General features: G+C 60.9%; 11 protein-coding genes. 5 read left to right on the top strand and 6 right to left on the bottom strand.

Features of this window, described 5'->3' with window-relative positions:
• Positions 1-8: 8 nt before the first annotated feature.
• The 3 genes from recF to dnaA form a co-directional block, all read right to left on the bottom strand.
• Positions 9-1,088, bottom strand: coding sequence for a DNA replication/repair protein RecF (gene recF, locus QMG46_RS03935; RefSeq protein ID WP_281851176.1), 1,080 nt, complete (start codon positions 1,086-1,088; stop codon positions 9-11).
• A gap of 100 nt (positions 1,089-1,188) precedes the next feature.
• Positions 1,189-2,289, bottom strand: a complete 1,101-nt coding sequence (gene dnaN, locus QMG46_RS03930) for a DNA polymerase III subunit beta (protein WP_281851175.1) — start codon at positions 2,287-2,289, stop codon at positions 1,189-1,191.
• Between the two features lie 255 nt (positions 2,290-2,544).
• Entirely contained in the window at positions 2,545-3,897 is a 1,353-nt protein-coding gene (dnaA, locus tag QMG46_RS03925) for a chromosomal replication initiator protein DnaA (RefSeq protein WP_281851174.1), read from the bottom strand.
• A 202-nt stretch (positions 3,898-4,099) separates the two neighbouring features.
• Between dnaA and rpmH the strand changes: the two genes are divergently transcribed.
• The 5 genes from rpmH (at position 4,100) to QMG46_RS03900 (ending at position 10,601) form a co-directional block, all read left to right on the top strand.
• Entirely contained in the window at positions 4,100-4,237 is a 138-nt protein-coding gene (gene rpmH, locus QMG46_RS03920; RefSeq protein ID WP_019464789.1) for a 50S ribosomal protein L34, read from the top strand.
• A 13-nt stretch (positions 4,238-4,250) separates the two neighbouring features.
• Positions 4,251-4,631 carry a ribonuclease P protein component gene (rnpA, locus tag QMG46_RS03915; RefSeq protein WP_281851172.1) on the top strand — a complete coding sequence of 127 codons (381 nt, stop codon included), beginning with the start codon at positions 4,251-4,253 and terminating at the stop codon, positions 4,629-4,631.
• Between the two features lie 61 nt (positions 4,632-4,692).
• Positions 4,693-6,390, top strand: a complete 1,698-nt coding sequence (gene yidC, locus QMG46_RS03910) for a membrane protein insertase YidC (RefSeq protein ID WP_281851171.1) — start codon at positions 4,693-4,695, stop codon at positions 6,388-6,390.
• Positions 6,391-6,620: 230 nt separating this feature from the next.
• Positions 6,621-7,964: a tRNA uridine-5-carboxymethylaminomethyl(34) synthesis GTPase MnmE gene (gene mnmE, locus QMG46_RS03905; protein WP_281851170.1), complete on the top strand. Its 1,344-nt coding sequence runs from the start codon at positions 6,621-6,623 to the stop codon at positions 7,962-7,964.
• Between the two features lie 135 nt (positions 7,965-8,099).
• Entirely contained in the window at positions 8,100-10,601 is a 2,502-nt protein-coding gene (locus tag QMG46_RS03900) for a DNA translocase FtsK (RefSeq protein ID WP_281851169.1), read from the top strand.
• Between the two features lie 27 nt (positions 10,602-10,628).
• On the opposite strand, the gene QMG46_RS03895 is transcribed toward QMG46_RS03900, so the two are convergent.
• The 3 genes from QMG46_RS03895 to rbsB all read right to left on the bottom strand — a co-directional run bounded on the left by QMG46_RS03895 (position 10,629) and on the right by rbsB (position 13,560).
• On the bottom strand, positions 10,629-11,333 hold the full coding sequence (locus tag QMG46_RS03895; RefSeq protein WP_281851168.1) for a nucleotidyltransferase domain-containing protein: 705 nt from the start codon (positions 11,331-11,333) through the stop codon (positions 10,629-10,631).
• Positions 11,334-11,386: 53 nt separating this feature from the next.
• A complete protein-coding gene (locus tag QMG46_RS03890) occupies positions 11,387-12,484 on the bottom strand; it encodes a DNA polymerase beta superfamily protein (protein ID WP_281851167.1) in 1,098 nt (365 codons plus the stop codon).
• Between the two features lie 131 nt (positions 12,485-12,615).
• The gene (gene rbsB / locus QMG46_RS03885) at positions 12,616-13,560 is read right to left on the bottom strand and encodes a ribose ABC transporter substrate-binding protein RbsB (protein ID WP_281851166.1); all 945 of its coding nucleotides are present in this window, start codon (positions 13,558-13,560) and stop codon (positions 12,616-12,618) included.

The following is a 13,560-nucleotide window of genomic DNA, read 5'->3' as shown; positions in this document are numbered from 1 at the left end:
TTTGTCGATTATAGCAGGGGCGCGATGGTCCCCTGTTCCACGTGGAACACTTGGGCCGGAACAGACTGCAGGGCCGACGGTAGCTCGGTTCCAGTCAGCAGGACTTGCGCTCCGGCGGCCGTGAGCCGACGAACCACGGATGCCTGATGCGTGGCATCGAGCTCCGAGGCGAGGTCATCCAGTGCGACGATGGGCCATTCGCCTCGGCGCTCCGCGAAGAGCGTCGCCTGGGCAAGCACACATGCCAGCGCGGTGAGCTTTTCCTGGCCACGAGACAAGTGTTCGCGCAACGGAGCGCGTTCAAAGGCCAGGGACCAGTCGGCGCGATGGACACCAAGCGTCGTGTGACCACGGGCGATATCTCTGCCACGCTGCGAGCGCAGTTCTTCCGCGAGCTCACGTCCCTCCCCCCAGCCACGCTTGTAGCGAAGTTCGATATCGCCCAGCTCAGGCAGCAACTCGGCGACTTCCGCGGCCAGTCTGGGCCGCAAAAGTTCCAGGTACGCCTGTCGTTGAGCATCGATGAGTGAACCTGCTTGTGTGAGCTCGGCTTCCCAGGGTTCGAGCAAGGCGTCGGTGATGAAATCCCCAGAGCGTAACAAGCTGTTTCGCTGTTTGAGTGCCCGCTGATAGCGACGCCACGCGGGGAGAAAAAGCTGTTCCACGTGGAACACGCCCCAATCGAGATAACGGCGCCGCTCTTCGGCCGCCCCCGCAATCAGCGCATGAGAGCCGGGCTCGAAGCACACCACTGCGCAATCACGAACGAGTTGCCCAATAGCCACGCTCTCGCCGTCGACCCGCGCTTCCCATCGAGAACCATTGCGCCCTAAGCCCAACCTAACCCGTCGCTCGTCGTCATGACGCAGTTCCGCGAATATTGAAAGCCCGGCTGCGCCACGTTGCAACAACGCCTCTTTCGCCCCGCTACGAAACGATCGCGCGTGAGACAACAAGAAAGCCGCCTCCAGGACGCTGGTCTTGCCGGCCCCGTTATCACCGATAAAAACGTTGATTCCGGCTCCTAACGCAAGATCCGCATCAGAAAGGCAACGCAAGCCGCGAACACGCAATTGTTCAAGACGCATCAGTACGGCGCCCCGATATGAGAACGCCGGAGCGTCTTTCGACGGCTCCGGCGCTCCAGGCTAGCCTGCTGCCTGTCCTCATGGATCGATGTTCCGCCAATCAGAGGCGCAGCGGCATGATGACGTGACGAGCCTGCTCGTTTTCGTCTTCCTGCACCAGGCAGCTCGATTGTGCATCGCGCAGGTTCAAACGTGCCTTGTCGCCACGAAGTGCAGACAACGCATCCAGCAAATAACCGACGTTGAAGCCCACAGCCAGATCGGAAACCACCGTGTCGGCTTCCAGCTCCTCCACCGCTTCTTCCTGCTCCGGGTTGTGCGCCACGATGCGCAACTTGCCCGGGGACAGCTCCAGCTTCACGCCGCGATACTTCTCGTTCGACAGAATCGCCGCACGCTGCAACGCCCCGCGGAGCACTTCGCGATCGAGTACCGCTTTCTTGTCTGCACCAAGCGGAATCACCGCTTCGTAATCCGGGAAACGTCCGTCGATCAGCTTCGAGGTGAAAACCACATCGCCGCGGCGCACACGCAGATGATTACGTCCGAACTCCAGCTCCACCTGGCCGTCGCCGGTTTCGAACAGGCCCACCAGCTCGTTGACGCCTTTGCGCGGAATGATGATCTGTCTGCGTGCGGAAACCGAACTGTCGAGCTGCGTTTCCTTCAAAGCCAGGCGATGCCCGTCCGTGGCGACGCAACGCAGCGTGTGCTCCTGCAGATCGAGCAGCATGCCGTTCAAGTAATAACGCACGTCCTGATTGGCCATTGCGAACGACGTGTGCTCCATCAGGTCGCGAAGCACTTCTTCCGGCAGCGATACGCGCTCGACCAGCTCGATCTCATCGATCGTTGGGAACTCGGTTGCCGGCAACGTCGCCAGAGTGAAACGGCTACGTCCTGCATTGAGCGCAATGCGGTCGCCGTTGAGCTTTAGCTCGATGCGCGCCCCATCGGGCAACGCACGCACGATGTCAAACAGCTTGCGCGCCGGAATCGTGATTTCACCGTCGGCCAGCTTTTCAGCTTCGGTGGTGGCGATCATTTCGACTTCGAGGTCGGTGCCGGTGAAGGACACTTTTCCGTCAGCAACGCGAACCAGCAGGTTGGCAAGAACGGGCAAGGTCTGCCGGCGTTCGACGACGCCTACGACTTGTTGCAAGGGTTTGAGCAGAGCTTCTCGTTGAATGCTGAATTGCATGTGGGCGCTTCCCCTTTACTGCTGTTCTGTTTTTAAAAGAAAGAATAGTAGTGGCAGTAGGTGCCGTGGATAACTTTAAAACCCGAGATTTTCTTTTAAAAACAAAATCTTAGGCGATTTCTACACTGTGTTCCGAACGACCTGCTTACTGTGGGTGTTCTGTGGATAACTTTGGGGGCCGTTTTCATCCACCTATTATCCACAGCTTGCCCCTGGGGTTATCAAGCGTTTTCCCCATCTTGGCGCACTTCGAACTCAACCGGTAAGAATGCGGATGAGTTGCTCCCAATCCTGCCGCATCCGGGCGTCGGTTTCGCACAGTTTCTTGATCGTCCGGCACGCGTGCAGCACCGTCGTATGGTCACGCCCACCGAATGCATCGCCAATCTCCGGCAGGCTGTGCTCGGTCAATTCCTTGGACAAGGACATGGCGATCTGACGTGGCCGTGCCAGCGAACGCACGCGGCGCTTGGATAGCAAGTCCTGCAGCCGAACCTGGTAGTAGTCCGCCACGATCTTCTGGATGTTGGGGACCGTCACCGCCTGTGCGTGGGTCGCCAGCAGATCGCGCAAGGTCTCTTCGGCGAAATCCGTGGTGATCGGACGGCCATAGAAATTGGCACGCGCCGCCAGCGTGTTGAGCGCCCCTTCCAGGTCGCGCACGTTGGAACGGATGCGTTTGGCCAGCAGCATCGCCACGTCTTCGCTGACAGCGACATTTTTCTCGTGCGCCTTGGCCAGCAAGATCGCCGCGCGGGTTTCGAAATCCGGCGGCTCGATCGCCACGGAAAGGCCCCAGCCCAGGCGCGACTTCAACCGCGGCTCAAGCTTGTCGACCTCTTTCGGATAACGGTCGCAGGTCAGGATGATCTGCTGTTTGGACTCAAACAACGCATTGAAGGTGTGGAAAAACTCCTCCTGCGTGGTGTCCTTGCCCGCAAAAAACTGGATGTCGTCGATCAGCAGCGCGTCGACCGAGCGGAAGCGGCGCTTGAACTCGTCCATGCTCTTGGTGCGCAAGGCCTCGATCATCGAACCGACGAATTGCTCGGAGCGCAGATACAGCACCTTGCAATCGGGATTGCGCTCGCGCATCAGGTTGCCGGCAGCGTGCATCAAGTGCGTCTTACCCAGACCGGTGCCGCCGTAAAGCAGCAGCGGGTTGTAGGCGCGGCCCGGATTCATCGCCACCTGCATGGCAGCGGCTTTGCCCAGCTGGTTCGACTTGCCTTCCACGAAGGTCTCGAACGTGTAATGCGGATCCAGGTTGTGGTGGAACACTGGCGCAGGCGCCACCGTTTCACTGAACGATGTCGCGGCCTTGGCCACCGGAGGAGCGGCGCTGGCGGGTTTGGGCGGCATGCGCGGAGCGCTGGAACCGACTTCCAGCCTGACCGTCAGATCATGCCCGGCCAAGTGGCTCAGCATGGCCTGGATCTTGGGCAGGTAACGCTCGCGGACCGTGTCGAGAGTGTAAGAATTGGGCGCGAACAGCTGCATGCCGGCCGCGTCGTCGCGTGCCTGTAGTGGCATCAGCCACGTATGCAGGTCCTCGGCGCTCAATTCGCCCTCGAGACGCTCCAGACAGCGCCGCCACAGATCACTCATGAATAATTTTCAACCACGAAAGGGGCGCTTGCGCGCAGGGTGGACCGGGAAGTCTAGCAGCACGCAGGCTGCTCAAAGTGGAGGATATCCACATGGATATCCACAGGGTTCCCAGGCAGCCCATTGTGGCGGATTTGACATCCCGCTCGAAAGCCTTGCATAATTTCCAACCTTTTTACCCACATACCAATAGGAGGAAGCCATGTCGAAGCGGACCTTCCAGCCCAGCAAGCTCAAGCGCGCCCGCACGCACGGCTTTCGTGCCCGTATGGCCACGGCCGATGGTCGCAAGATTCTGAACGCCCGCCGTGCCAAGGGCCGCAAGCGTCTGATCCCGTAAGCGGCACGCGACTATGCGCGCCGCCGGTTTGCCGCGCGATGCGCGGCTCCGCCGCGCTGGTGATTTCGCTGCGTTACGCCAAAACAGCGGCCGCTCAGGCGGGCGCTGTTTTGCTGTGCGTTATCGCGGCAATGGCCTCGATCACGCCCGTCTGGGGCTGGCCATCTCCAAGCGCGTCTCCAAGCGCGCGGTGGATCGCAACCGCCTGAAACGGCTGGTTCGCGAGTCATTTCGTCGCATTCGTCACGAACTTCCGCCGATCGATGTCCTGGTCATGGGCCGCGACCACGCCGCTGGCCAGTCGAGCGCCGAATTACTGGCCGACATCGATGCCCTCTGGGCCAGGCTCAAGCCGTTGAAGCTGGACGATTCGGCCGGCACAATGGTCCGTTGACCTTATTTCTTTTGTTTGCTGCGGGCTTTGTGCCGCAGCGCCCACCCCGGACCGCTCCGCGATGAATCAAACGCGCACGTTTCTTATCTTCGCCTTGTTGGCTTTGGCGTACCTGTTATGGACTGACTGGGAGAAGGACTACGGCCCGCAACCCGCTCCGGTAGCTGCCAACACCACCAGCACGGCACCGTCCGCCGATGGCACGGTACCCGGCGCCAGCGGCAGCAACGCGGCGATTCCGACGACCGGTGTCGGCGGCAAGGAGCAACCGGCGCAGCTGATTACTGTCAGCAACGACCTGCTGCGTCTGACCATCGACACCCGCGGCGGCAGCGTGGTGCGTTCCGAACTACTCAACTACCCGGCTGAGCCACGCACCAAGAACAATCCGAGCCCGGCGCCGGCACGTCTGCTGGACGACGATCAGGCGCATTTCTTCACCGCACAAAGCGGCCTGGTGAGCGCGCAGGGGAATGCACCCGATCATCGCGCGGTGTTCCAGAGCGCGCAGACCAGCTACGCGCTGGCCAACGGCCAGAACGAACTCAAGGTCGACCTCACCTGGACCGGTGCCGACGGCATCAAGGTCACCAAGACCTACACGCTCAATCGCGGCTCCTACGTCATCGACCTGGCCCAGCGCATAGACAACGCCGGCAGCGCTAGCTGGCAGGGCAACGCCTATCAACAGCTGCAGCGCCTGGCGCCGGCCACCAGCAAGAGCTGGTTCCAGAGTTTCAGCGATCCGTCGTCGCATAGCTTCTTCGGCGCCGGCTGGTACAGCCCGCAGGACAAGTTCGATAGCCTGAGCTTTACCGACTTTGTAAAAAAGCCGCTCAACCGTTCCGTCACCGGCGGCTGGGTGGAAATGCTGCAGCACTACTTCTTCGTTGCCTGGATCCCCAAGGCCGATGAAGCAAGCACTTTTTCCACCAGCGTGAGCAACCCCGACACCGCCACGCCGACCTACCTGATCCGTTCGGTCGGCCCGTCGATGACCGTGGCACCGGGCCAGAACGCGACGTCGAGTGCGCGCCTGTACGTCGGTCCGAAGTTGCAGGGCACGCTCGACTCGATCGCACCGGGTCTGGAACTCTCTACTAACTATGGCTGGCTCACCGTCATCGCACAGCCGCTACATTGGCTGCTCTCCCAGCTTCACGCCTTCGTCGGCAACTGGGGTCTGTCCATCATCGTGCTGGTGCTGCTGATCAAGGCAGCGCTGTGGAAGCTCACCGCGACGCAGTTCCGCTCCGGCGCGAAGATGCGCAAGCTGCAGCCGCGCGTCAACGCCTTGAAGGAGCGCTACGGCGACGACAAGGTGAAGATGCAGCAGGCCATGATGGAGCTGTACAAGAAGGAGAAGGTCAACCCGATGACGGGTTGCTTGCCGGTGCTGGTCACCATGCCGATCTTCTTCGGCCTCTATCGCGTGATCATGGAAAGCGTCGAACTGCGCCAGGCACCGTTCTTCGGCTGGATCCACGATCTTTCCGCGCCCGATCCGTTCTTTGTGTTGCCGGTGCTGTATGTGCTGGTGATGCTCGCTACGCAGTGGCTGACGCCGCCGGCCGCCGGCATGGATCCGGCGCAGGCGAAGATGATGAAGGTGATGCCGGTGCTGTTCGGCGTGTTGTTCTTCTTCTTCCCTGCCGGTCTGGTGTTGTACTGGGTGACCAACGGCCTGGTCAGCCTGGGCCAGCAATGGTTTATCACGCAACAAGTCGAGCGGGCTGACCAGAAGGTCAAGACCGCTTAAGAAAAGGGCCGCGAAAGCGGCCTTTTTTTATCGTTCAGGTGAGCACCCGGCCCCCTCACCCCAACCCTCTCCCCCGGCAAAGCCAGGGGAGAGGGAGCCAAAAGCGCGCACGATTCAAGCTTACCTCGGTATACCCCCTCTCCCCTGGCTTTGCCGGGGGAGAGGGCTGGGGTGAGGGGGGGCTCTTCGCCTTACCCACCACAGAAAATCAAAGCCGCTACCATTCCGTCATGACTCACCCCAACGACACGATCGCCGCCATCGCATCCGCCGCCGGTGCTGCTGGCGTGGGCGTACTACGCGTATCTGGCCCGAATGTCCCGGCTATCGCCAATCAATTATTGGGCCGCGAGCCGCAACCACGGCATGCGCATATGAGCGCATTTCGCAATGCCAAAGGCCAATTGATCGATCGTGGTCTGTTGCTGCACTTCCCCGCTCCGGCTTCGTACACCGGCGAGCACGTGCTCGAACTGCAGGGCCATGGCAGCCAGGTATTGCTCGACGCCCTGCTTCACCGTGTTTGCGAACTCGGTGCGCGCCTCGCGCGACCTGGCGAATTTACCGAGCGCGCCTTTCTCAACGGCAAGCTCGACCTCGCGCAGGCCGAGGCGGTTGCCGATCTGATCGCCGCACGCTCGCAAGCCGGCGCGCGCGCTGCATTGCAATCCATGGAAGGTGTCTTTTCGCGCAAAGTGGATGTCTTGCTGCACGCTTTAATCGCATTGCGCGTGCATATCGAGGCAGCGATCGATTTTCCCGAAGAAGAGATCGACTTTCTCGCCGATCCGGCGATCACCGCACAACTGCACGCGTTACGCGCGCAACTTGCCGACCTGCTGCGCGAAGCCAAACGTGGTCTGCGCTTGAACGACGGCTTGCGCGTTGCCATCGTCGGGCGTCCCAATGCCGGTAAATCCAGTTTGCTTAATGCGTTATCGGGCAGCGAACGCGCCATCGTGACCGATATCGCCGGAACGACACGCGACGTGCTGCGCGAATCCCTGCAACTGGACGGGATTGCACTCGAATTGGCCGATACTGCTGGCCTGCGCGAAACCGACGATCCCATTGAGCGTGAAGGCGTGCGCCGCGCGCATGGCGAACTCACACGCGCGGACGTCGTATTGCTCGTTACCGACATCGAGCATGCGCAACGCGATATGGCCTTGCTGGCGAATGTACCGTCGACAGTGGAACGCCTTGTACTCATCAACAAGATCGACATCGACGCCACCCCGGAGCACGCCGAGAGACGTAGCGATGCCATGTGGTTGTGGATCTCAGCCAAGACCGGCACCGGCCTCGACGCCTTGCGCAATACGCTCAAACAACTCGCCGGCGCGGGCAGCGGCGAAGGCGCCTTCAGTGCGCGACGTCGCCATGTCGTGGCGTTGCAGCAGGTAGCCATCCATCTCGATCGCACCGCCGAGATTCTGGACACCAGCCGCGCCGGCGAACTGGCTGCCGAGGAATTGCGCCAGGCGCAGCAGTCACTCGGTGAAATTACCGGCACCTATAGCAGCGACGATCTGCTTGGTGCGATCTTCAGTTCGTTCTGCATCGGCAAGTAGTTCGCCGACTCACAATTGGTTCGCGAAATGAACCTCGGTGACACGAGCGTGAGATTTATCCACAGCTTTGCTGTCACACCTTATAAGTAGGCGCTAACATATTGGGTTTGCTAGATAGTCCTTGCGAACCCAGGCATGTTCTCCCTTATTTTCGGCGGCTTCGGGCTGTCTACGCTCTGGTTGATCCGGCCCTTCTGGCGTCTGCTGCGGCCCCTTTGGCGCCGTGGCGAGCCGATGACGATCGGCGGTGCCGGTGCCATTCGCTTTTGGCTAGGCGTACTGCTGGTATTGCTCGCAAGCGCAACGCTGGAAGGCGTCGTCATCGATTGGGTAACTGCGGGAGCAACTGTCGGCGGCTCGGTTTGCCGTGCCCTCGCGACCGGTCTGGGCAGCCTGTTAGGGAGTGCCTTGGCCGCCTTGCTAGCGCTCGTGGTGCTGATCGCCACCTTGCCTTGGTATCTCGGCGTCTCCTGGTCGGTAGCGCTTGCCCGCATCACTGACACCATCGAACCCTTGGGGGCTTTGGCAGTCGAGGGCGTACAGCGCGTGTTCGCTCGCGCGGGTGCTTCGCGACGCCCGCGTTCGGGGGCGGTGCGCCGCGCGGATCGTTCGCAGCGTCCTCGACGAGCGCCCGCACCGCCGGTAAGCGTCGAGCCGTCAGTTGCGGCATCAGAGCCTTCCCGGCCTGGCGTTGACCGTGGCCCTGCGCCGCGCGAACGCGTGATCGACCAGCCCTGGTTATTGCCCAAGACCATCCGGCCATCGTCAGCGTCGCCTGCGCCCCGCCGTGAAATTGCGCCGAGGTCGCCATCGGTTTCTACGGGGGCCATCGTTGCGGCAGTCCAGGCATCGCAGCGCGCACAGCAGGAATCGTTTGCATCGGTTGGTGCCGGGGCGATACTTGAAGTGGATGAGAATCTCCCAGGCGACGAGCCAGGCATTCCCGCCCCGCCCGTCGAGGTGCCGGAGACATACGCTGTTCCTGTGCAGGCATCCGATACCGAAACGCCGATCGCACCGGAGCCGCCGCGCTGGTCGCGTGCAGTCACACCCTCTCCGATACGCGCGCTCGGTTACGCAGCGAATGATGAGATCGTCGAAGCCACGGCGAAGCCCGTGGCCGTTACGACATCTATCGTCGCGCAACGATCTCGCGTCGCGGCTCATTTGCCCGGATTGGATCTGCTTTCCGCGCCACGCCAGCAGAGTTCGTCGATCGACGACGCGCAGCTGGCGGAAACCGGCGAACTGATCGAGCAGCGTCTGCGAGAGTTCAAGGTGCCGGTAACCGTAGTGGGCGCCTCGGCTGGTCCGGTCATTACGCGTTTCGAAGTCGAGCCTGCGGTGGGCGTGCGCGGCAACCAGATCGTTGCGCTGATGAAGGATCTCGCACGCGGTCTCGGTCGCACCTCGATCCGCGTTGTCGAAACCATCCCCGGCAAGACCTGCATGGGGTTGGAGTTGCCAAACGAGCAACGGCAGATGATCGCGCTGTCGGAGATATTCGACTCCAATGCCTACCGTGCCTCCGATTCGCTGCTGACCCTGGCGATGGGCAAGGGCATCACTGGTGATCCCGTGGTGGCGGATCTGGCCAAGGCGCCACATATGCTGGTCGCCGGCACCACCGGCTCGGGCAAGTCGGTGGCGGTCAACGCGATGATCCTGTCGATGCTCTACAAAGCCACGCCTGACGACGTGCGCATGATCATGATCGATCCGAAGATGCTGGAGCTCTCGGTCTACGAGGGTATTCCGCATCTATTGGCGCCGGTGGTCACCGATATGAAGCTCGCGGCCAACGCGCTCAACTGGTGCGTGGCGGAAATGGAGAACCGCTACAAGGTGATGTCCGACCTGCGCGTGCGCAACCTGGCTGGTTTCAATCAGAAGGTGCGCGACGCACGTGCTGCCGGTCGGCCGTTGATGAATCCTTTCCCGGCGCATCCGGAAATTCCCGAGATGCTCGATACGCTGCCGATGATCGTGGTGGTGATCGACGAGTTGGCCGACCTGATGATGGTGGCCGGCAAGAAGATCGAAGAGCTGATCGCGCGTCTCGCGCAAAAGGCACGTGCCGCCGGCATTCACCTGATCCTTGCCACACAGCGCCCGTCGGTCGATGTGATTACCGGCCTGATCAAAGCCAATATCCCCACACGCGTGGCGTTCCAGGTCTCATCGAAGATCGACTCACGCACCATCCTCGACCAGATGGGCGCGGAAAGCTTGCTCGGGCAAGGCGATATGTTGTTCCTGCCGCCCGGCACGGGCTATCCGCAGCGTATCCATGGTGCCTTCGTCGCAGACGAGGAAGTGCATCGTGTAGTGGCGTGGCTCAAGCAATTCGGCGAGCCCGACTACAAGGACGAAATCCTCGCCGGTCCGCCGAGCGAAGGTTCCGGCGAGCTGTTTGCCGAAGAAGGCGGCGACGCCGAGCTCGACCCGCTTTACGACGAGGCAGCCGCATTCGTGCTGCGTACACGCCGCGCGTCGATCTCGTTCGTGCAGCGTCAGTTCCGCATCGGCTACAACCGCGCCGCACGCCTGGTCGAGGCGATGGAAGCGGCGGGTCTGGTGTCATCGATGGGGATCAATGGTCAGCGCGATGTGATTGCGCCCGCACCCGCGGAGTGACTGCGAACTCGCTATAGCGTTGAACCATCAGGTTGGAATCCACCGGCGTAACGTCGTATCGAGAAGAGCGTGATCGATCTCGCTTCGCTCCGCCAGCTGATGTCCGGTGGCTTGGAAATGCTCCATCGCCGACAGCATCCATTGGCGCAGAAAATCAGGCACAGGTTCCATGCCGCCTTCTCTGGTGACTGCCTTGCGAGCCTCGATGTCGGCAATCCAGGCGCGCTCATCGTCATTGACCCATGGCGCTGTCACCAACGCGGAGAACCGTGTCGGCGGTTGTGAGCGCGAGTGTTCAATCCAGCGACAAGCCAGGATCGGGCGCAGAAAGTAAAAGAGCTTCTTGATGCGGACTTGTTCACTCTCCAGATGATCCGCATAGGTGCTGCGAGCCATGCTCAAGTAGTGAAATAACGCTCGAGCAGGCTGAAAGCACGCTGCTATCGCATTGCGTATATCCCGCGCAAACGCCTCATCCTGTCGATAGACGATGGGGGAATCAAACCACTCGTTAAATGCAAGGTTGCATTTCGACGAAAGACGAAGCGATTTTCGAAGCTCCCAGCCGCTTACGTCCAGGTCGCCGGGAAGCATGCGCTCGATTACATCTCGCTGCTCGAACACGCTCAAATACCAGTCCTGTGTATGCGCATAGACAAAGCGCACGTCGAAGTCGCTATCGGGCGAAGCGAACCCCCAGGCACGGCTTCCCGATTCGGCCGCATAAAGCACACGAACCCGGTGCTCGCGTTCGATGTCATTGAGTGCGGCTTGAATAGCTTCATTCATACCTGGCGCGCCTCCCATTGCGTCGTCAATTGCTGCAACAGTCGATCGGCGGCCAATGCATCGATGGCAGGCGGCAGATCGGTATTCATATGCTTCTCGCAACGCTCACTGATGTCTTGTGCCATGGCCATGATCTCGTCGTACTGAAAGCGGCCATGCCGGATGTCCATCAAGAGCTGCAGCCTTTCTCCCTCGAAGCGAATCATCGGCTCGCCTCGGGTAAGAATAGATTCCCCGGAAAGAAGGAGGCGAATCGTATGCATAAGGTTCTTGGCGTCATAGTCGAGCTCGCCCGATTCCTGTTGCCGCCAACGTTCTTCGTTGCGTTCACGACGCCATATCCAGTAGTTCTGATGATCCACGAGCGCCTGCTTCCAGGCTTGCTCATTGAAGAAAAGCAGCCCTGAAAAATGCGAGGATTCATGTTCGAGCGGAATCGACTCGCAGGCGATCATGTCTTCACGAAACACGCCGCGCGCTTGCGCGCCGTACCGATACAGTCGATAACCGTCGCGCGCATGTTCGAGCCGGGATACGTGGTACTCCGCAAGATTCCATTGCAACGTCGGCAAAGGGACTGGCCGACACGCAGGTTGACCCGCGGGCAGCAGATGCTCACGCGGGACAATGTGGCAAAAGTCTTCCTTGGCTGGCGGCCGTTCTGCCCTGGGTTGGTTCACCCACTTGTTTTGACCCCGGGCTTTCTTGATCTGGCTGATCGCATAACCGAGGTGCGTCTGAACGCACTGACGCGATATGAACAGATGCCGGTGCTCCACAAGAGCCTGCATTTCGGGAGACGTCCAGCGAACGCAATCAGCCGGCATGAACAACAGCTCAAGCACGTTGGGATTGGCGCCGGTCAAAAGCTCCACGACTCGGCGCAGGCTATAGAAGACGATGTCGTTACGTGCATCGGCGACCTGATTGGTCGGCGCGTTCAATGCCATATAGGCATGGCCGGGCACGGCGAAGATGCCACGTATATCCCGGTCGCTTTCCGCTGTGGCGGTGCCATAGGCATGGCTGCCGCCGATGCATTCGAATAGCAAGGCAGGTGCGTCGTGGGCCAACAAGCTTTCAAGGGAGTACATGCGGCGATCCTTGGGCTGCCCAACGGTGGGCGACAGCTGACCAAAGATCGGCATTAAGCCATGCCAATGGCATCGGTTCCAACAGCGGCGTGCCCCGCCGACGTGTATCGTCGGCGGGGTAACAGGAAAGCTCAGTCGGCCGAGTCCTTGGTCACCAGCTTCAGCGGCACGGCGATGCTCTTGTCCACGCTCTGATTGCCCAGCAGCTTCTGAGCGGTTTCCACGCCGAGACGACCGATCTCGCCGGGCTGTTGGGCGACGGTGGCGGCCATCTTGCCGTCCTTCACTGCCTTGATGCCGTCTGGCGTACCATCGAAAGCGACCACGATGATATTGCCGTGCTTGCCGCTATCGAGCGCGCGCAACGCACCCAATGCCATCTCGTCGTTCTGCGCAAAGATCGCATTGGCGTCGGGATGCGCCTGCAACAGGTTTTCGGTGACCGAGAGTCCATCCGCGCGATCGAAGTTGGCCGGCTGCTGCGCAATGATCTTCAAGCCATCTTTCTGCGCTTCGTCGTCGAAACCTTTACCGCGATCGCGCGCGGCAGAGGTACCGGGCACACCTTGAAGCTCGAGCACATTGCCCTTGCCCTGCAACTGTTCGGACAGGAACTTCGCCGCCATGGCACCACCGGCGAGATTGTCAGAAGCGATGTGCGAAGCGACGTTGGCTCCGTCGACGGCGCGATCCAGCGTCACCACCGGGATATGCGCATTGTTCGCCGATTGCACGGCGCCAGCCAGCGCGGATGAATCAGTCGGATTGAGCAGAATCACGCCGACCTTCTTCTGGATCAAGTCTTCGACGCCAGAAATCTGCCTGGCCGGATCGTCCTGCGCATCGACGACGACCAACTGCAAGCCGGCGGCCGCTGCCGCTTTTTGCGCGCCGTCCTTCAACTCGACAAAGAATGGGTTGTTCTGCGTGGAGATGGCCAAACCGATGGTCTTGTTGCCACCCGCTGCGCTCGACGACGATGCAGCCGGTGCGGAGGCTTCACCCGGGCCCTGCTGACTGCAGGCGGCAGCGAAGACGACGAATGTGGCCGCGGCAATGAGCCTTAGTGTGCGCAT

Source organism: Dyella sp. GSA-30 (assembly GCF_027924605.1).
GTDB lineage: Bacteria > Pseudomonadota > Gammaproteobacteria > Xanthomonadales > Rhodanobacteraceae > GSA-30.
Note: the sequence above shows the minus strand (reverse complement) of the source record. Positions and strands in the feature narration are given on the sequence as shown.

What these genes read in the sequence shown, in the direction of transcription:
- QMG46_RS03900 (WP_281851169.1), top strand. Translation starts at nt 8,100, where the DNA reads ATGTTCTCCCTTATTTTCGGCGGCTTCGGGCTGTCTACGCTCTGGTTG.
- mnmE (WP_281851170.1), top strand. Translation starts at nt 6,621, where the DNA reads ATGACTCACCCCAACGACACGATCGCCGCCATCGCATCCGCCGCCGGT.
- rbsB (WP_281851166.1), bottom strand. Translation starts at nt 13,560, where the DNA reads ATGCGCACACTAAGGCTCATTGCCGCGGCCACATTCGTCGTCTTCGCT.
- dnaN (WP_281851175.1), bottom strand. Translation starts at nt 2,289, where the DNA reads ATGCAATTCAGCATTCAACGAGAAGCTCTGCTCAAACCCTTGCAACAA.
- dnaA (WP_281851174.1), bottom strand. Translation starts at nt 3,897, where the DNA reads ATGAGTGATCTGTGGCGGCGCTGTCTGGAGCGTCTCGAGGGCGAATTG.
- QMG46_RS03890 (WP_281851167.1), bottom strand. Translation starts at nt 12,484, where the DNA reads ATGTACTCCCTTGAAAGCTTGTTGGCCCACGACGCACCTGCCTTGCTA.
- rpmH (WP_019464789.1), top strand. Translation starts at nt 4,100, where the DNA reads ATGTCGAAGCGGACCTTCCAGCCCAGCAAGCTCAAGCGCGCCCGCACG.
- recF (WP_281851176.1), bottom strand. Translation starts at nt 1,088, where the DNA reads ATGCGTCTTGAACAATTGCGTGTTCGCGGCTTGCGTTGCCTTTCTGAT.
- yidC (WP_281851171.1), top strand. Translation starts at nt 4,693, where the DNA reads ATGAATCAAACGCGCACGTTTCTTATCTTCGCCTTGTTGGCTTTGGCG.
- rnpA (WP_281851172.1), top strand. Translation starts at nt 4,251, where the DNA reads ATGCGCGCCGCCGGTTTGCCGCGCGATGCGCGGCTCCGCCGCGCTGGT.